The sequence below is a fragment of the Roseateles depolymerans genome (assembly GCF_003387155.1).
GTDB lineage: Bacteria > Pseudomonadota > Gammaproteobacteria > Burkholderiales > Burkholderiaceae_C > Roseateles > Roseateles depolymerans.
Genome location: NZ_QUMT01000001.1, coordinates 769811 through 787669, shown reverse-complemented (window position 1 = coordinate 787669; position 17859 = coordinate 769811). Strand labels below are relative to the sequence as shown.

Annotated in this window: 14 protein-coding genes; 5 read left to right on the top strand and 9 right to left on the bottom strand. The window is 68.0% G+C overall.

Annotation, left to right across the window (positions count from 1 at the left end; all coding sequences use genetic code 11):
* The first annotated feature begins 565 nt into the window (after window positions 1-565).
* The 3 genes from DES44_RS03385 (at window position 566) to DES44_RS03375 (ending at window position 4524) form a co-directional block, all read left to right on the top strand.
* Complete coding sequence (locus tag DES44_RS03385) at window positions 566-2392, top strand: ATP-binding protein (RefSeq protein WP_058936213.1); 1827 nt, start codon at window positions 566-568, stop codon at window positions 2390-2392.
* A 187-nt stretch (window positions 2393-2579) separates the two neighbouring features.
* Window positions 2580-2999 carry a tripartite tricarboxylate transporter TctB family protein gene (locus DES44_RS03380; protein ID WP_058936214.1) on the top strand — a complete coding sequence of 140 codons (420 nt, stop codon included), beginning with the start codon at window positions 2580-2582 and terminating at the stop codon, window positions 2997-2999.
* A gap of 1 nt (window position 3000) precedes the next feature.
* On the top strand, window positions 3001-4524 hold the full coding sequence (locus DES44_RS03375; protein WP_058936215.1) for a tripartite tricarboxylate transporter permease: 1524 nt from the start codon (window positions 3001-3003) through the stop codon (window positions 4522-4524).
* A 3-nt stretch (window positions 4525-4527) separates the two neighbouring features.
* On the opposite strand, the gene ureG is transcribed toward DES44_RS03375, so the two are convergent.
* The 7 genes from ureG to ureA form a co-directional block, all read right to left on the bottom strand.
* The gene (gene ureG / locus DES44_RS03370; RefSeq protein ID WP_058936216.1) at window positions 4528-5178 is read right to left on the bottom strand and encodes an urease accessory protein UreG; all 651 of its coding nucleotides are present in this window, start codon (window positions 5176-5178) and stop codon (window positions 4528-4530) included.
* Entirely contained in the window at window positions 5175-5876 is a 702-nt protein-coding gene (locus DES44_RS03365; protein WP_058936217.1) for an urease accessory protein UreF, read from the bottom strand. The genes ureG and DES44_RS03365 overlap by 4 nt, the downstream gene beginning before the upstream one ends.
* Complete coding sequence (ureE, locus tag DES44_RS03360) at window positions 5854-6552, bottom strand: urease accessory protein UreE (protein WP_058937548.1); 699 nt, start codon at window positions 6550-6552, stop codon at window positions 5854-5856. Before ureE ends, DES44_RS03365 begins: the two co-directional genes overlap by 23 nt.
* A gap of 66 nt (window positions 6553-6618) precedes the next feature.
* A complete protein-coding gene (ureC, locus tag DES44_RS03355; RefSeq protein ID WP_058936218.1) occupies window positions 6619-8337 on the bottom strand; it encodes an urease subunit alpha in 1719 nt (572 codons plus the stop codon).
* Window positions 8337-8642, bottom strand: a complete 306-nt coding sequence (locus tag DES44_RS03350; RefSeq protein ID WP_058936219.1) for an urease subunit beta — start codon at window positions 8640-8642, stop codon at window positions 8337-8339. Before DES44_RS03350 ends, ureC begins: the two co-directional genes overlap by 1 nt.
* A complete protein-coding gene (locus DES44_RS03345) occupies window positions 8639-9250 on the bottom strand; it encodes a HupE/UreJ family protein (protein ID WP_058936220.1) in 612 nt (203 codons plus the stop codon). The genes DES44_RS03350 and DES44_RS03345 overlap by 4 nt, the downstream gene beginning before the upstream one ends.
* Window positions 9251-9285: 35 nt before the next feature.
* On the bottom strand, window positions 9286-9588 hold the full coding sequence (gene ureA, locus DES44_RS03340) for an urease subunit gamma (RefSeq protein WP_058937549.1): 303 nt from the start codon (window positions 9586-9588) through the stop codon (window positions 9286-9288).
* 117 nt (window positions 9589-9705) lie between these two features.
* Between ureA and DES44_RS03335 the strand changes: the two genes are divergently transcribed.
* Window positions 9706-13329, top strand: coding sequence for a hybrid sensor histidine kinase/response regulator (locus DES44_RS03335; protein ID WP_058936221.1), 3624 nt, complete (start codon window positions 9706-9708; stop codon window positions 13327-13329).
* Window position 13330: 1 nt separating this feature from the next.
* Window positions 13331-14389, top strand: coding sequence for a response regulator transcription factor (locus DES44_RS03330; protein ID WP_058936222.1), 1059 nt, complete (start codon window positions 13331-13333; stop codon window positions 14387-14389).
* A gap of 64 nt (window positions 14390-14453) precedes the next feature.
* Here the strand turns inward: DES44_RS03330 and DES44_RS03325 are convergent, their stop codons facing one another.
* Together DES44_RS03325 and DES44_RS03320 are read right to left on the bottom strand one after the other, a co-directional pair.
* Window positions 14454-16325, bottom strand: coding sequence for a hypothetical protein (locus DES44_RS03325; protein WP_147306929.1), 1872 nt, complete (start codon window positions 16323-16325; stop codon window positions 14454-14456).
* A 442-nt stretch (window positions 16326-16767) separates the two neighbouring features.
* Window positions 16768-17820: a hypothetical protein gene (locus tag DES44_RS03320; protein WP_058936224.1), complete on the bottom strand. Its 1053-nt coding sequence runs from the start codon at window positions 17818-17820 to the stop codon at window positions 16768-16770.
* Window positions 17821-17859: the final 39 nt, after the last annotated feature.

The window sequence follows — 17859 nt, the reverse complement described above, 5'->3', positions numbered from 1 at the left end:
ATGATGAGGGCCGCATGCAGCTCCCGCCCGTGTTCGGTCGCCGCCGGCCCGATGAGAAGAACGGGCCCACTGCCATCGATGGAACCGCGATTCGTGTCCCCAGGTGCGCACCACACGATCGGGGGCAGCGGGAACTGGGGGGCCAGGGCAGGCGCGGCTTGCGACAGCAAGGGCAGTATCAGCCCCATGTGCGTGAGATCGACGCGATGAAGCGGGTCCCGAAGCTGATGCATCAGCACATCCAGGTCGGCCACCCAGAGGGTCGGCCCGCCGCTGCAGGAGGTCGTGCCAAACGTGCAAGGGTAGGCCAAGACCTCCGAAGGTGCCAACGACGGCAGCGGGGTCATCTCTACAGGATCGGCGCCGGGTGCCAGGCGGGATGCTAACAATGGGACCATGCAGGTTCTTTCCCGGCCGCACGCGCGACCGAACCCGCTATGTCCCCGGTGAGGCCCGGACAGGTTCGACCGTCCGGCTTCGGGGCACCCTCGATCGGGGAAGTGACTTGTCCCGGGTGAACCGGGACGATGCGTTCCGAAGTTCTGCTCCGCCCCTCTCCGCCTCCATGAGTTGCCACCGTTTCGGTCCCTTCCTGCTTCTGGCTTCACGTCGCCAGCTCTTCGAGGGCACGCGACAGGTGAAGCTGGGCGCACGCGCGCTCGACCTGCTGGTGGTGCTGGTGGCGCGGGCCGGTGAGGTGGTCAGCAAGCAGGAGCTGATGGCGCTGGTCTGGCCCCAGGAAGTGGTGGAGGACAACACCCTGCGTGTTCACATGGCGGCGCTGCGAAAGGCCCTGGGCGCTGGTGATGGCGACGCCCGCTACATCGCCAACGTCGCCGGAAGAGGCTACAGCCTGGTGGTGCCCGCCGTCTCAGTGGCGCCGCCGCCACTGGACGAGTTGCCTACCGCCCCGGCACCGCTGGATGAAAGCGCGCCAGCGGCCGTCGCCACCGGCTTGCCACGGGCCCAAGCATCCGCCTTCGCCGGTGCCGTTCCGTCGGCCGCATCGCCGACCGGGTCGGCGACCGCGTCGTCTGCCTCATCCTCTGCCTCGCTGTCTGCCTCTGCCTCATCCTCTGCCGCATCGTCTTCCCATGCACTGCCCCGTGCAACCGCGGCGCGGACCACGGCCCCGCGCGGCGATGTCTCCAGCGCGCTGCTCGGTCTGGCGGCCCTGTCCGCACTCGCTGCGGAGGAAGGAGGCGCGCTGGCCCCGACACCACCGGGATTTCAGCAGTTGCCACGCCCCTCCGGTCCCTTGCTGGGCCGCGAAGGCACGGTCGATGCGCTGGACCGTCAGCTCTCGCGTTACGGCTTCGTGACACTGGTGGGGCCCGGCGGCATCGGCAAGACCAGCGTGGCGCTGGCCGCTGCGCGTCAGTTGCACCCGCGTTATCCAAACGGCCTGTGGTTCGTGGACCTGGCAACGCTGCCGGCCCTGGCCAGTCCGATGGATGTCGCCTTTGCCGTGGCCCGCGCGCTGGACCTGGACCGCAGCATCGAGGGACTCTTCGAACGCCTGCGCCTGCATCTGGGCGCCGCCAGTGTCGGCGAGCGCCGGCTGCTCATCCTCGACAACTGCGAGCACGTGGTGAAGTCCGTCGGCCAACTGGTGGAGAGCCTGCTGGCCGCCCTGCCCGGCCTGCACCTGCTGCTGACCAGCCGGGAGCCGCTTCGCGCCGTGGGGGAGCAGGTCTATCTGCTGCCCAGCCTGCCGATGCCCGGTGACCCGGTGCCGTCGATGGCCGAAGCCTTGCACTCCCCGGCGGTGCAGCTGTTCGTGCAACGCGCCCAGGCGGCCGACCAGACCTTCGACCCGTGCGACACCGATGCCGGATGGATCATCCACATCTGCCAGGGCCTGGACGGCGTTCCACTGGCCATCGAACATGCAGCGGCCATGGTCCGGACCTTTGGCCTCAAGGCCCTGGCCGCCAGCCTGGACGACCGCTTCCTGCTGCTGTGCGGCGCGCATCGCAATGCCATCTCCCGCCACCAGAATCTCCAGGCCTTGCTGCGCTGGGGTTACGACCTGCTGAGTGAGCCGGAACAGCGCCTGCTGCGCTGGCTGTCGGTGGTCCGCGGGCCGATCGCGCTGGCCGACATCCTCAGCTTCGTGGCGCCCGCCACCATGGACCGGCAGCAGGTGCTGGAAGTGGTGCACAGCCTCGTGAACAAGAGCTGGCTGTTTCCCCGCCCCGGCGATACGCCGGGCTACCGCATGCATGCGATGGCCCGCAGCTTCGCGCACCAGATGCTGATGGAAGAGCAGCGGCAACCGCTGGCAACAGCGCCGCTGACGCAGTCGGGCCTGTCGATGCTTCCTTCAACGCTGCATCGGCTCGCGCCTGCGGCGCCTCATCCCACGCTTCCCTCCCACCTCAACGACTGAGCGCTGGCGACGCGACCCCAGCGCGCAAGTGGGCGTCCGGGCGAGGACCGCCCCGAAGCTTGCAGAAAACCTTCGGCCCGCTTGCGGCGACCTGTCGTGTACGTACTTGCACGATAGGCGTGCACAAGGGCGACTCCGACGATGACGTGACGTCCGGCGCACCGACGCCGCGGAGGAGACCCATCACATGAACCGACATCTGGCGCGAGGCCTGTTCCTCGCCCTGGTGGCCCTGGGCTTCGGCCTCGGGTCGTTTCGCTACACGATCGGACGGCTGGACCATGCCGGGCCGGGCCTGTTCCCGCTGGCCATCAGCGTCATGCTGCTGCTGGTGGCGCTGGCCACCATGGCACGCGCGCTGGTGGAGCCGTCGGAGCGGCTCGAGCTGAAGGTGAGCAACATCGGCCTGATCCTGGGGAGTCTGTGCGCCTTCGCCCTGGTGTCCAAGCTGGTCAACATGTCGGCCGGCATCGTGGTGATGGTGTTCCTGGCCACAGCGGCCGGCCGCGATTACAGCTGGCTGCGCAACGTCAAGATCTCCGCCGGCCTGCTGGCCATCGCCTTCGGCTTCCAGAAGCTGCTGGGCCTGAACCTGCCGCTGCTCTGACATGGACGTCCTCAACAACCTCGCGTTCGGCTTCAGCCACGCCCTCACGTTGCAGAACCTGATGTTCTGCGCCATCGGCTGCATGGTCGGCACCCTGGTGGGGCTGCTGCCCGGCCTCGGCCCGCTGGCCACCATCAGCCTGCTGCTGCCGCTGACCTACAGCATCCCCACCACCGGCGCGCTGATCATGCTGGCGGGCATCTACTACGGCGCGCAGTACGGCGACAGCGTCAGTGCCATCACGATGAAGATTCCGCATGCCAGCAGCATCGTGGCCTGCATCGACGGCTACCAGATGAACCTCAAGGGCCAGACGGGACTGGCGCTGTTCACCGCCGGTGTGTCCAGCTTCATCGGCGGCACCGTGGCGATCGTGGTGCTGGCCTGGCTGGCGCCCAGCCTCGGAGAGGTGGCGTTTCTCTTCGGGCCGGCGGACTACTGCGCGCTGATGCTGCTGGGCTTCCTGTGCGTGAGCTTCGTCACCACCGGGCATCTGCTCAACGGCCTGGCCATGTGCCTGATCGGGGTGCTGTTTGGTCAGATCGGCACGGACGTCAACAGCGGTGTGGAGCGCTTCACCTTCGACCAGCCCTTCCTGGCCGAAGGGGTGGGCCTGGTGAGCGTGGCCCTGGGCTGCTTCGGCATTGCGGAGATTGCCAAGAACCTCGATGCCCGCAATGAGCGCACGCCCTTCAACGGCAAGATCCACCTGATGCCAACCTGGCCGGAATTCAAGCGCATCCTGCCCAGCGCCCTGCGCGGCAGTGCGGTGGGGTCCTTCCTGGGCATCCTGCCCGGCGGCGGCCCGGTGATCGCCCAGTTCGCGGCCTATGCGCTGGACAAGAAGGTCAGCAAGTACCGGCACGAGATCGGCACCGGCGTGATCGAGGGCGTGGCCGGCCAGGCGGCCGCGGACGAGGCTGCTTCCCGCACCAGCTTCATTCCCCTGATGAGCATCGGCATTCCCGAGAACCCGGTGATGGCGCTGATGATGGGGGCTTTCATCATCAAGGGCATCCAGCCCGGGCCCAACATGATCGGCGGGCACCCCGACCTGTTCTGGGGCCTGGTGGCCAGCATGTGGATCGGCAACGTGTTCCTGCTGGTGCTGAATGTGCCGCTGGTGCGCTACTGGCTGTCGGTCTTCAAGATTCCCTACAACGTGCTGTTCCCGTCCATCCTGTTCTTCTGCTGCATCGGCACGTTCAGCGTCAACAACAACCTGGACGACATCTTCGTCACCGCGCTGTTCGGGCTGTGCGGCTATGTGTTCATGCGGCTCGACATGGACCCGTCGCCGCTGATGCTGGGGTTCATCCTGGGGCCGATGCTGGAGGAAAACTTCCGGCGCGCGATGCTGATCAGCCGCGGCAAGTTCGACGTGTTTGTGCAGCGGCCCATCAGCGCGACGCTGCTGGGGTTGATGGCGGTGTTCCTGGTCTGGCAGCTGGGCAGCTTCGTGTGGACGGCGCGGCGCCGGGCAAAGGCGCAGGGCGCGGCGCAGCCGGCGCCGGTGGAGGCCTGAGTCTCAGCCCGTGCTCAGCATGCCCTTGTCTTCGATGAACTTCACCACCTGATCCAGGCCCGCGAGGGTCTTCAGGTTGGTCATCACGAAGGGACGGCTGGGCCGCATGCGGCGCGTGTCCGCTTCCATCACGGACAGGTCCGCGCCCACATGTGGCGCCAAGTCCGTTTTGTTGATGACGAACAGGTCGCTTTTGGTGATGCCGGGGCCACCTTTGCGCGGGATCTTCTCGCCGGCGGCCACGTCGATCACGTAGATCGTCAGGTCGCTGAGTTCCGGGCTGAAGGTGGCGGCCAGGTTGTCGCCGCCGGATTCGATGAACACCACGTCCGCATTCGGGAACTGGCCCAGCATGCGGTCGATGGCCTCCAGGTTGATCGACGCATCCTCACGGATGGCGGTGTGCGGGCAGCCGCCCGTCTCCACACCCATGATGCGCTCGGGCGGCAAGGCGCCGCTGATGGTGAGCAGGCGCTGGTCTTCCTTGGTGTAGATGTCGTTGGTGATGGCCACGAGATCCCAGCGGTCGCGCATGGCCTTGCAGAGCATCTCCAGCAGCGTGGTCTTGCCGGACCCCACCGGGCCGCCGATGCCGACACGCAGGGGAGGCAGCCGCTTGCTGCGGCCGGGGATGTGGTGAAGGGCGTTGCTCATGATCGAAACAGTCGGGAGTATTGGGTTTCGTGGCGGGCTGCCAGGATGGACAGCATGGGGGCGAACAGCTGCCGCTGATGAGGCGGCGTGGCCAGGGCGGTGGCCACCGCCGCAGGGATCTCGGCGGCCAGGCGGGCCAGCACGCGCTGACCGGCCGTCTGGCCCAGCGGCACGGCCTTGAGGGCGGCCTGGACCTGGTTCTCGGCCCAGCCAAAGGCCTGCGCCTGCAGGGCCTGGGCCAGCGGGACATCCACGGTGGCGAGCGCCAGGGACATCACCAGCGCGTAGTGGGGCGGTGGCCCGATCCGGTCCAGCAGCGCCAGTTGGTCCGCGGACGCCATGCCCTGCGGCCGCAGCCACACCAGCAGCGACTGTCCCATCTGCTCGCTTTGCAGCCTCGACTCTGCGCCATCGCGGGTCTGGCGGAGCCAGTCGGCGATGGCGCGGAGGGTGGCTTCGTCGCCGCCTTGCCAGGCAGGGATGGCGTGCGCCATCGCCGCCAGGTCCCCACGGGCCAGCAGGGCCAGCTGCTGGGAGAGCCAATGGGCGGCACTGACGTCGTTGTGCACGAGGCCGTGCTCCACCGCCGCTTCCAGCGCCTCGGAATAGGAGAACGCGCCGATGGGCAGCGCCGGCGAGGCCAGCCACATCAGGCGAAGCATCGGGGCGATGGGGTCAGTGGTTGTGGCTGTGACCATGGTCGTGGTCGTGGTCGTGGTCGTGGTCGTGGTCGTGGGAGTGGTCGTGGGAGTGGTCGTGAGCGTGGTCGTGGGAGTGGCCGTGGGAGTGGTCGTGAGCGTGGTCGTGGGAGTGGCCGTGGGAGTGATCGTGACTATGCGCGTCGCCGTGCTCATGGCCATGCCCATGGCCGTGGCTGTCGTCGTGACTGTGACTGTGGTGGTGACTGTGACCGTGCCCACCGCTCGCATACGCCCCGTTCTCCGGCTCGAATGGCTCCTCGACCGTATTCACGATCAGATGCATGGCCCGCAGCATGTCCGCCAGGACATGGTCCGGCTCGATCTTCAGATGATCCGGTTGCAGCTCGATCTGCACGTGGCGATTGCCCAGGTGATAGGCCGCCCGAATGAGATCAAAGGGCGACCCGTGCGAGGTGCAGGCAGTGATGCGCAGCAGCGACTGCGGCGCGGCAATCACCCGCACCAGCGATCCGTCCTCCGCCACCAGCACATCGCTGCCCCGCACGGCCGTGCCTCGCGGCAGGAACACGCCCAGCGTCCGCCCCTGGCTGTCGATGGCCTGGAAGCGGCTTTTCTGACGCGTGTCCCAGTCCAGGGTGACCGTAGCGGCCCGCTTGAGGAGCACCGAAGCCAGCCCCTGGCCACGCGCGAGAACTTTGGAGACTTGAATCATGAGAAAGCCTGTGTAGCCTTTGGAGCTAGTGAAGAGCGAGGAGTCGGAAGACCTCCTCATCTGCACTCAAAACAGAAAGTACCGCTGCGCCATCGGCAACACCGTGGCCGGCTCGCAGTGCAGCAGCTGCCCATCGGCGCGCACGGCATAGGTCTGAGGGTCCACGTCCATGCGGGGGGCGTAGTCGTTCAGGATCATGTCCTTCTTGCCCACGCCGCGGATGCCCCTCACGGCCACCGCCGTCTTGGCCAGACCGTAGCGCTGCTGCACCCCCGACGCCAGCGCCGACTGCGACACGAAGCTCAGCGATGCCCGCGCCAGCGACCCGCCAAAGCTGCCGAACATCGGGCGGTAATGCACCGGCTGCGGTGTCGGGATGGAGGCATTCGGGTCACCCATGGCGGCCATGGCAATCACCCCGCCCTTCAGGATCAGCGACGGCTTCACCCCGAAAAACGCCGGCTTCCACACCACCAGGTCGGCCCACTTGCCCACCTCGATGCTGCCCACCTCGTGGCTGATGCCATGCGCAATCGCCGGATTGATGGCCAGCTTGGCCACATAGCGTTTCACCCGCGCATTGTCGTGACGCTCCGAATCCCCCGGCAGCGCGCCGCGCTGCAGCTTCATCTTGTGCGCCGTCTGCCAGCAGCGCAGGATCACCTCACCCACCCGGCCCATGGCCTGGGAATCGGAGCTGAACATGCTGATCGCACCCAGGTCATGCAGGATGTCCTCCGCCGCGATCGTCTCCTTGCGGATGCGGCTCTCGGCGAAGGCCAGGTCCTCGGCAATGGCCGGGTCCAGGTGGTGGCACACCATCAGCATGTCCACATGCTCGTCCAGCGTGTTGATGGTGTAGGGCCGCGTCGGATTGGTGGAGCTGGGCAGCACGTTCGCTTCGCCCACCACCTTCAGGATGTCCGGCGCATGGCCGCCGCCCGCGCCCTCGGTGTGGAAGGTGTGGATGGTGCGGCCCTTGAAAGCGGCCACGGTGTCCTCCACGAAGCCGCTCTCGTTGAGCGTGTCGGTGTGGATGGCCACCTGCGTGTCGGTAGCCTCGGCCACATCCAGGCAGTTGCTGATGGCAGCCGGGGTCGTGCCCCAGTCCTCGTGCAGTTTCAGGCCGATGGCACCCGCGTCGATCTGCTCGGTCAGCGCCTCCGGTCGGCTGGCGTTGCCCTTGCCCAGGAAGCCCAGGTTCATCGGGAAGGCGTCCGCCGCCTGCAGCATGCGCTCGATGTGCCAGGGGCCCGGCGTGCAGGTGGTGGCGAAGGTGCCGGTGGCCGGGCCGGTGCCGCCGCCCAGCATCGTGGTCACGCCACTGGCCAGCGCCTCTTCGATCTGCTGCGGGCAAATGAAGTGAATGTGGGAATCGATGCCGCCCGCGGTGACGATCATCCCCTCGCACGCGATCACTTCGGTGCCGGGGCCGATGATGATGTCCACCCCCGGCTGCGTATCCGAATTGCCCGCCTTGCCGATGGCCACGATGCGGTGGTCCTTCAGGCCGATGTCCGCCTTGATGATGCCCCAGTGGTCCAGGATCACCGCATTGGTCAGCACCGTGTCCACCGCCCCCTGGTCACGCGTGCGCTGGGACTGGGCCATGCCGTCCCGGATGGTCTTGCCGCCGCCGAACTTGACCTCCTCGCCATAGCCGCCGGCCCGCAGGGTCAGGTCCTGTTCCACCTCGATGACCAAAGCGGTGTCCGCCAGGCGCAGGCGGTCGCCGGTGGTCGGGCCGAACATCTCGGCGTAGGCGCGTTTGCCGATGCGAGCCATCAGAGCGCTCCTTGAATCAAGCCACGGAAGCCCCAGATCTCGCGGGCCCCACCGATCGCCACCAGCTCCACCGTCCGCTGCTGGCCCGGCTCGAAGCGAACCGCCGTGCCGGATGCGATGTTCAGGCGCATGCCGCGCGCGGCCGCGCGGTCGAATTGCAAGGCGGCATTGGTCTCGGCGAAGTGGTAGTGGGACCCCACCTGGATGGGACGATCCGATCCGTTCACCACGACCACCGTCAGGGTGGCCCGTCCCGGATTGAGGGTGAGCTCGCCCTCGTCGGTCAGCAGTTCGCCGGGAATCATGCCCACACCATGCGGGTCAGCAGCCCCAGGCCCAGCAGCGCGACCGACGCACCGGCCAGTCGCGACCACAGCGGCGCCAACGTGCGCAGCCGCAAGCCCAGCATCAGGCCCAGCGCATGCAGCAGGAGCGTGGCGGCCAGCATGCCGACCAGCGCCTGAACCCCTTGCAGTTCCGCTCCGTGCGCCAGCCCATGGAAGACCGCAAAGGCGCCGACCAGACCGGCCGAGGCCAGCGGCGCCAGCGACCAGCGGGCCGCCGCCACCAGGCCCAGCACCAGCACCGACGCCGCCACCATCGGCTCCACCATCGGCACTTGAAGGCCGGCCCGCGCAAGCGCCACGCCCGCCAACGCGCCCAGCAGTAGCCAGCCCACGAACGCCAGCGGCGCAACCAGCATGCGCCGGCCCTGCTGGGTCAGCGCGCTCCAAAGACCCACGGCCAGCATGGCGGCCAGATGGTCCAGCCCTGTGAACGGATGCAGGAAGCCGGCCGACAGGCCATGGTCGTGCGGCAAGCCCTCGCCGGCATGGGCCAGCGCCAGGGTGGGCAGCGCAGCCGCCATGGCGGCCAGGATGACGCCGAAGCGGCGGGAAGCGATGGTCAGCATGCGGGTGGGTCCTCGAAAATCAACTGTCGTTCGGATCAGGCGATGGGCTGATGCACCGTCACCAGCTTGGTCCCGTCCGGGAACGTGGCTTCGACCTGGATGTCCGGAATCATCTCGGGCACGCCGTCCATCACGTCGTCACGCGTGAGCAGCTCGCGGCCCTCCTTCATCATCTGCGCGACGGTCTTGCCTTCGCGGGCGCCCTCCATCACCGCGGCGCTGAGGTAGGCCACGGCTTCCGGATAGTTCAGCTTCAGGCCCTTGGCCTTGCGGCGCTCGGCCAGCAGCGCGGCGGTGAAGATCAGCAGCTTGTCTTTTTCTCGGGGCGTCAGTTCCATGGCGGTCACCCGTGGGGTGGGAGTCTCTGGCCGATCTTCTAGCAAGCCCCATGCCGGTGCATGCTCACAAACCCGGGCGGGACTCGGCACAGATCGTGCATTCGCGCTCTTCCTGTCATGGAGCCCGCCACCGCCTCCCCATCAGCGTCCGCGTCCGCGTCCGCGCCTGCTCCGCAGCACATCATCAAGCTGCGGCGGGACTACAACGCCTGGGTGGCCGATGAAACGCTGGAAGACTACGCCCTGCGCTACACGCCGCAGCGCTTTCGGCGCTGGAGTCCGCTGCGGGTGGCCAACACCGCCTTCGGGGCCGCGTCCTTCCTGATCCTGGAAGCCGTGGGCGCCACGCTGCTGCTGCATTACGGCTGGACCAATGCCGCCTGGGCCATTCTCACCACCGGTCTGATCATCTTTCTGGCCGGCCTGCCCATCAGTGTCTACGCCGCCCGCCACGGCGTGGACATGGACCTGCTGACCCGCGGCGCCGGCTTTGGCTACCTGGGCTCCACCCTCACCTCGCTGATCTACGCCAGTTTCACCTTCATCTTCTTTGCGCTGGAAGCAGCGGTCATGGCCTATGCGCTGGACCTGGCGCTGGACATCCCGCCGCAATGGGGCTACCTGATCTGCGCCCTGGTGGTCATCCCGCTGGTGACCCACGGCATCTCGGCCATCAGCCGGCTGCAGGTGCTGACGCAGCCCTTGTGGCTGGCCCTGCTGATCATGCCGTTTGCCTGGGTCGCCTGGCGCCAGCCTGGTGCATTTGCCGGCATCACGAACCAAACCGGGTCGCAGTCCGGCACTGCGGCCTTTGATCTGCACGCCTTTGGTGCCGCGCTGACCGTGGGGGTGGCCCTCATCACGCAGATGGGCGAGCAGGCCGACTACCTGCGTTTCATGCCCCGCAAGACCCAGGAGAACCGCCGACGCTGGTGGGCCGCCGTGCTGCTGGGCGGGCCGGGCTGGGTGCTGCTCGGGGTGCTGAAGATGCTGGGCGGGGCGCTGCTGGCCTATCTGGCGGTGAGCCATGCGGTGCCGGCAGAGCGGGCGGTGGACCCCAACCAGATGTACCTGGCAGCCTACGAGTATGTGTTCCCGCGCTACGGCTGGGCCGTGGCCGCCACCGCGCTGTTCGTGGTCATTTCCCAGCTCAAGATCAATGTCACCAATGCGTATGCAGGCTCGCTGGCCTGGAGCAACTTTTTCTCGCGCCTGACCCACAGCCATCCCGGCCGCGTGGTGTGGGTGGTCTTCAACACGCTCATCGCCTTCATGCTGATGGAGATGAATGTGTTCGATGCCTTGGGCCATGTGCTGGGCCTGTACGCCAACATCGCCATCGCGTGGATCATGGCGGTGGTGGCGGACCTGGTGATCAACAAGCCGCTGGGGCTGTCCCCGCCGGGTATCGAGTTCAAGCGGGCGCATCTGTACGACGTCAATCCGGTGGGCGTGGGCGCGATGGCGCTGGCCTCGGTCCTGTCCATCGCCGCCCACCTCGGGGTGATGGGCTCGCTGGCCCAGGCCTGGTCGGCCATCATCGCCATGATCACGGCGCTGGTGACGGCGCCGCTCATCGCCTGGGCCACGCGAGGGCGTTATTACCTGGCCCGCAGCTCTGAACCGGCCGCGCCAGGTACTGCGCCAGGTACTGCGCCTGGTACTGCGCCCGGTGATGCGCCCGGTAGCGCGCCAGGTACTGTCCCCGGTACGGCGCCGAACGCCGGCCCCGCGCTAGAGGTTGCCGCGGTCCATCGCTGCGTCATCTGCGAGCGCGACTACGAAGGCCCGGACCTGGCCCATTGCCCGGCCTACCGCGGCCGGATCTGCTCGCTCTGCTGCACCCTGGACGCGCGCTGCGGCGACCTGTGCAAGCCCCACGCGCGGCTGTCCGAACAATGGTCCCGCCTGATGCGGCGGGTGCTGCCGCGACGCGCCTGGCCCTATCTGGACACGGGCCTGGGTCATTACCTGCTGCTGATGCTGGTGATCACGCCGGTGCTGGCCGCCATCTTCGGCCTGCTCTATCACCAGCAACTGCAGCAGATGCCCCTGGTGGACGGAGAAGCCGCCCGTGCCTTGCAGCAGGGCCTGTACGGCGGATTGCTCAAGGCCTTCTTTGCGCTGCTGCTGGTGGCCGGCACGGTGGCCTGGTGGCTGGTGCTGGCCCATCAGAGCCGGGAGGTGGCGCAGGAGGAGTCGAACCGGCAGACGCAGGCGCTGGTCCGGGAAATCGATTCCCACCGCCGCACTGACGAAGCCCTGCAAGCGGCCCGTCAGCAGGCCGAGCGCGCCCAGGCGGCGGCGGAAGCAGCCAATCAGGCCAAGAGCCGCTACATCAGCGCCATCAGCCATGAATTGCGAACGCCGCTCAACAGCATCCTGGGCTATGCGCAGCTGATGGCCGCCGATGCCTCGCTCGCGCCGCAGCGCCGCCAAGCCGTGCAGGTGATCAAACGCGGCGGCGAGCACCTGATGCGGCTGATCGACGGCACGCTGGACATCGCTCGCATCGAAGCCGGGCGGCTGACCCTGGAGCCGGCGCCGCTGCGGTTTGCCGACCTGCTCCAGGACCTGGTGGACATGTTCGAGCCGCAGGCCAGCGCCAAGGGGCTGGCCTTCCGTTTCGAACCCTCCGGCGCCCTGCCCACCTGGGTGCGTGCCGACGAGCAGCGGCTGCGCCAGATCCTGATCAACCTGCTGGGTAACGCCATCAAATTCCCCCGCGACGGTGCGGTCACGTTGAAGGTGCGCCATGGTCGCGAAATGGCCACGGTGGAGATCACCGACACCGGCCCCGGCATGGATGAGCAGGAGCTGGCCCGCATCTTCGAGCCTTTCACCCGCGGCAGCAGTGCGGGTGGTGCGGGCGGCAGCACCCCGGGGGCCGGACTGGGCCTGACCATCGCCCGCATGCTCACCGAACTGATGGGCGGCGAGCTCACGGCCAGCAGCACGCCTGGCCAAGGCTCCACCTTCCGGGTGCGGCTGTTCCTGCCGGAACTGCATGGCCGCATCCCGGACCGGGAGCTGCCGCGCAGCGTCGTCTCCAGCCTGATCGGTGGCGCGGCTGGCAACGGCCCCCACGGGGTCCAGCGGCTGCGCATTGCGGATGCGTCTCCCCGGCTGCTGGTCGTGGACAACGAAGCGGAAGACCGTCAGTTGCTGATCCAGTTGCTGGAGCCGCTGGGCTTCGTCGTAAGGGAAGCGTCCAGCGGCCATGATGCGCTCGACCTCGTCGCCGCCGGATGGGTGCCCGACGCGGTGCTCATGGACCTGGCCATGCCCGGCATCGACGGCTGGGAAACCATCCGTCGTCTGCGGCAACGGCTGCCCTCGCTCCAGGCGGTGGCGGTGGTGTCAGCCAATGCCTTCGAGCGCGGTCAGGACAACGATGCAGGCATCACTCCGCGCGATTTCATTCTCAAGCCGGTTCGCCACGAACTGCTGCTGGACTGGCTGGAGGAGCGGCTGTCGCTGCGCTGGATGACGTCCAGCACGGCCCCGCAGACCCCCGAGCCGCCACAGCCCCGACTGCAGCCCCCGCCCGCGCTGCTGACCGGACTGCGCGAGGCGCTGACCCTGGGCTACTACCGCGGCGTGCTGCAGCAACTGGACCAGATCGAGGCGGCCGATACCCGCTGGCGGCCGTTCTGCGAAGCCCAGCGGGAACTGGCCCGCCAGTTCCAGTTCGAGGCCATGCTGCAGACCCTTCCCCCCGTTGCCACCACCCTGCCCTGACATGAACACCCCGCTGCCCACCTCCGTCGCCGCCTTGCTGGAGCAGCAGGAGGGCGACCGCGTCCTGCTGGTGGACGACGTGCCCGACAACCTGTCGCTGCTGCATGACGCGCTGGATGAACACGGCTACACCGTGCTGGCCGCCACCAGCGGCGAAGCCGCGCTGACCCGCGCCCTGCAGGGCCGGCCCGACATCGTGCTGCTGGACGCGATGATGCCGGGCATGGACGGTTTCGAGGTGGCCAGACGGCTCAAGGCCGACCCGGCCACGGCGCACATCCCCATCATCTTCATGACGGGCCTGACGGAGACCGAGCATCTCGTGGCGGCGCTGCAGGCCGGCGGGGTGGACTACGTGACCAAGCCGCTGGACCCCCGCGCCGTGCTGGCCCGCATGCAGGTGCATCTGCAGGGCGCGCGGCAGGCCCGGCAGACCCGGCAGGCGCTGGACGCGTTTGGGTATGCCAGCATTGCCGTGCGGGCCAGCAGTGGACGGCTGCTGTGGCAGACGCCGCTGGCGCGTGAGCTGCTGCAGCTCTACTTCGGCACCATGGCGCCCACCACACCGCCGCTGGTGTTGCAGTGGCTGCGCCGATGCCTGGAGGGGATGGGCAGCGTGGGCGGTGCAAACGGTGCGAGCGGTGCAGTAGGCATGGGTCTCCAAGACAGCGTCAGCATGCCGCCGGCCGAGCCGCCTCGCCTCACCGCGGAACTCGGAGCGCGGCGGCTCAGCTTCCGGCTGCACCATTGCATCGGGGGCGAGGACGGCCCAGGTCCCGGGGGCGACTGGCTGATTGTGATGCGGGAAGTGTCCGACGCTGCGGTCATCCGGTCGCTGGGTCTGTCCTTCAACCTGACGGCCCGGGAGGCGGAGGTGCTCTACTGGGTGGTGAAGGGCAAGATCAACCGGGACATCGGAGACATCCTGGGCGCCAGCCCGGCCACGGTGAAAAAACACCTGGAGCGCATCCACGCCAAGCTGGGCGTTGAGACCCGCACGGCGGCGGCTTCCATGGCCCTCACCCGGGCGAGGGAGATCCATCCGCAGTGGGAGCTCTGAAGTCGGTGAAAGACGATGAGCGCCTATGGCGCCCATCGCGCCGATGACCGCCGAGCAATACCCATCAAAGCCGGGTGATCTGTATCCGGCCTGGCTCGGATTCGTTGACGTACTTCAACAGTGTGACCCCGCTGGTGTCGGTGGCCACGGGCGGCTCTGCATGATTGCCGGCGTATTGCACCGGCTCGCGGCTGCGGCTGAGACTGAGGCTGCGGTGTTGCGCGGTGGGTGCGGGTGAGCCCGGGAAATCCAGTGGTCCCACAGAACTCGGAGACCCCGGCGAACCCGCTGAACCCTGCAGGGCCGGCGACGAGGACCGTGACAGCAACGCGGACGTCGAGGCGACGGAATGGGTCGGCGACGTCGCGGGGCGCGACTTAGCGAGCCCAGGTGCGGCCTCCCCTTCCTCCATGGCGGTCACCTGCGCCAGTGAGGGCGCCGGCGTCGGCGTCGGCGGGTTTCTGACATCGAATCCGCGTGCATGCACCGGATCGGTCCAGAAGGGATAGGTGATCACCGTCAGCGCGGCGGCGGTCAGCTCGGTCAGCCAGTCCGCGGCGGTGAACGCATTGGCCTCTCCCACCACAGGGCTGAGCAGCCGCGTGAGGGTGTTGTCGGCCAGCATCGTGTCATAGAGCTGGTTGAAACCGGCCACGAAGCAGCCGCGCGCGGTCATGGTGTCCCAATGCAGCGGCGTGCGGATGGCCTGCGCTACATCCCCGCTGCCAATGCGCAGCCGCGGCACCGTCGAGCGGCCGTGACGCGTCATGTGGTTGGCGTACAGCAGCGACATCAGGTCCACCGATTCCCCCGCCGCATTGGCCAGACTGCGGGCCAGCAGCCCGGGCATCAGCAGACCCGTGGCGGTGGCGTCCGGCGCGGCGGCAAAGGCCCGGCTCACCCCGAGCTGGTTCACCGCATACGCCCCTCCCGCGACTGCGAGCGAGCGTTTGGTGGGGCCGCTGTCAGGGTCCGAGATCATCGGGAAGCGGGCCTGCACCGCGTCGCGCAGCAACGGATACAGCACCACCTCCGCCAGCCGCAGGCCGGGGTTGGTGAGGGTGCCGGTGGCCACTGCCAGGCCGCAGGTGCCCAGGCACAGGCCGGTCAGCACCATGCGTGTCAGCCGTGAATAGGGGGTCGCCTCCTGCTGGCGATGGTCCCGCCACAGCAAGGCCATCTGCCCCAGGATCGGAAGGCCCATGGCGCCCGCGCCGATGAGGGTGCGGGTGAGTTCCGACGTGCCGCTGGCCAGGGCCAGGTCGATCGCGCGGCCGACGGCCTGCCGGGCCAGCGTGGTCAGGCCGACCGAGCCCAGCGACCGCACGGTCGTGTGCCCGAAGTTCAGCGCGGTGCGGCCCAGGTCGGTGTCATCCATGCGGTCCGAGAGCTGCCGAAGTCCCGCCAGCACGGCCAGAAGCCGGCCGCTGGGGCCGCTGGGCCGGGTGCCGTCGGTGGCCTCGCGCACCGCTCGCTGGAGGTCCGGAGGCAGGCCGTGGATATTGCCGTCCTTCAGATAGCTTTCGATCTGGATCGTGCACGCTTGCAGGGGGTCGCCGCTGCGGTGGGGGTCGGGGCCAGGGCTCGGAGACGCGGACGCCCCGTGTGCTGGGCTCGCAGTACCGATGCGGGCGTTGCCGATTGGTTCACTATGAGCGCTATGAGCGCTATGAGCGCTATGGGCGCTACGGGCGCTACGGGCGCTGCCACTGCGGAAGCTGGCGCTGCTCGCGCTGTTGCTGCTCACACTGTCCCTGCTGACACCGGCGTTGCTGAGACGCTCGACCTCGCTGTCCAGGTCGTCGGAGTCGTCTTCCCAGTTCATTTCGAGCAGCTTCGCTTCCTGGAAGCAGTCGGCCCTGCGCAGCCGTTCGGCCAGGCTCAAAGATTCCTGAGAGGAGCATTGCTGTGCCACGTCATCCACCCAGTCAGACATCCCCAGAAAGGATTCGAACGGCGGCATGGTCAAAACGGTATGACCCAAGCCGTCGGGGAACTCGAACGTGGCCCCGTGGGAGCCCACCGACGAATGAGCCGAGGCACCCGCGGACGACCCACCGGGCGACGTGCTCCGCGACGCGTGCAGGGAAGTGCGCGGGGTGTGGCCCGGAGTATGGCCCGGAATATGACCCGGAGTATGGCCCGAGGTACGGCCCGGGGTGGGTACTTGCGAGGACCGCGACGACGGAAAGTCCGGTTCGTCCTCGATCTGGATATGCACGTCCGGGGCGAACGCCGACGGGCCGCTGGAAGAGTGGGGGCGGGAGTACATGGCGCCTCAGTCGGCGCGCTGCTCCGCGCAGTTCAGGCCCTGACAAGAATGGTCAGGGCCCCGCGATGCGGCGGAAGGCCGCGCCTCCCAGCCGCATGCGCCGCGATCAGGGATTGATGCGCAGCATGGTGCCCTCACGGGCTTCGGCCACCTGCTCCTGTCCTCGACCGATCTGGTAGTAGATGCGCAGGTACTTGGTGTCGCCCACGGCCGGGTCGCGATCCGCCAGGCTGTTGTCCACCTTGATGGCGAAGCCACCGCCGCGGCTGATGTTGCGCAGGCGGGCGGTCACGTCCACCTGGCGGTTGCCGGTGCCGTAGGAGGCGCGGTTGATGATGACGCGGTTGTCGGTCTGGGCCGGCGGTTGGTAGCCGCCGTTTCCGGGGCGACCGTCCCAGCCGCCGCTCCACTGGCCGTCGCCCCAGTTGCCACGACTCCAGCCGGTGAAGTTGTTGCCGTCCACCCAATCGCCTTCGCGATAGTCGAAGTTGCGGATCTCGCCATTGCGACCGCGGGCGGTGATGCGCAGGGTCTTGCGGTAGCCCACCGCCGGGTCTTCGCGGAACAGCTCGTTGGCCAGCTTGAAGCGACGGTCGGCACGGGCGAGTTCCTTGAGACGGCCGGTCACGTCGATGTTGCGGTCGGCGGTGCCGTAGCGGGCTTGCAGGATGGCCCAGTCGCCATCGTCCTCGCGGTCGTTGCCGCCGCCCTGACCCGGACGCGGGCCGTCCCAGCCGCCGTTCCACTCATGGTGGCCCCAGTCGCCGCGGCTCCAGCCGGTGAACTTGTTGCCGTCCACCCAGTCGCCCTCGCGGTAGTCGAAGTTGCGGAACTCGCCGTTGCGGCCCTTGGCAATGATGCGCAGGGTCTTGCGGTCGCCAACCGCCGGATCGTTGTGGAACAGCTGGTTGGCCACCTTGAAGCTGCGGTCGGACCGGGCCAGCTCCTTGAGCCGGTTGGTCACGTCGATGTTGCGCTGCGCCGTGCCGTAACGGGCATTGACGATCTGCCATTCGCCGTCGTCGCCGTCGTAGGCCCAGGCGGTCGAAGCCGTGGTGGCGGTGATCAGGGCCAGCGCCATCATCAGGCAGCGAGCCAGCCACTGCAGGAAGGATCGGGACGACCGGTCGACGCCGGTCAGGATGGAAAGTGCCTTCAAGGAAGTGCTCCGGAAATCAGAGGGACGGATTGTTGCTTC

What these genes read in the sequence shown, in the direction of transcription:
- DES44_RS03385 (WP_058936213.1), top strand. Translation starts at nt 566, where the DNA reads ATGAGTTGCCACCGTTTCGGTCCCTTCCTGCTTCTGGCTTCACGTCGC.
- DES44_RS03380 (WP_058936214.1), top strand. Translation starts at nt 2,580, where the DNA reads ATGAACCGACATCTGGCGCGAGGCCTGTTCCTCGCCCTGGTGGCCCTG.
- DES44_RS03375 (WP_058936215.1), top strand. Translation starts at nt 3,001, where the DNA reads ATGGACGTCCTCAACAACCTCGCGTTCGGCTTCAGCCACGCCCTCACG.
- ureG (WP_058936216.1), bottom strand. Translation starts at nt 5,178, where the DNA reads ATGAGCAACGCCCTTCACCACATCCCCGGCCGCAGCAAGCGGCTGCCT.
- DES44_RS03365 (WP_058936217.1), bottom strand. Translation starts at nt 5,876, where the DNA reads ATGGTCACAGCCACAACCACTGACCCCATCGCCCCGATGCTTCGCCTG.
- ureE (WP_058937548.1), bottom strand. Translation starts at nt 6,552, where the DNA reads ATGATTCAAGTCTCCAAAGTTCTCGCGCGTGGCCAGGGGCTGGCTTCG.
- ureC (WP_058936218.1), bottom strand. Translation starts at nt 8,337, where the DNA reads ATGGCTCGCATCGGCAAACGCGCCTACGCCGAGATGTTCGGCCCGACC.
- DES44_RS03350 (WP_058936219.1), bottom strand. Translation starts at nt 8,642, where the DNA reads ATGATTCCCGGCGAACTGCTGACCGACGAGGGCGAGCTCACCCTCAAT.
- DES44_RS03345 (WP_058936220.1), bottom strand. Translation starts at nt 9,250, where the DNA reads ATGCTGACCATCGCTTCCCGCCGCTTCGGCGTCATCCTGGCCGCCATG.
- ureA (WP_058937549.1), bottom strand. Translation starts at nt 9,588, where the DNA reads ATGGAACTGACGCCCCGAGAAAAAGACAAGCTGCTGATCTTCACCGCC.
- DES44_RS03335 (WP_058936221.1), top strand. Translation starts at nt 9,706, where the DNA reads ATGGAGCCCGCCACCGCCTCCCCATCAGCGTCCGCGTCCGCGTCCGCG.
- DES44_RS03330 (WP_058936222.1), top strand. Translation starts at nt 13,331, where the DNA reads ATGAACACCCCGCTGCCCACCTCCGTCGCCGCCTTGCTGGAGCAGCAG.
- DES44_RS03325 (WP_147306929.1), bottom strand. Translation starts at nt 16,325, where the DNA reads ATGTCTGACTGGGTGGATGACGTGGCACAGCAATGCTCCTCTCAGGAA.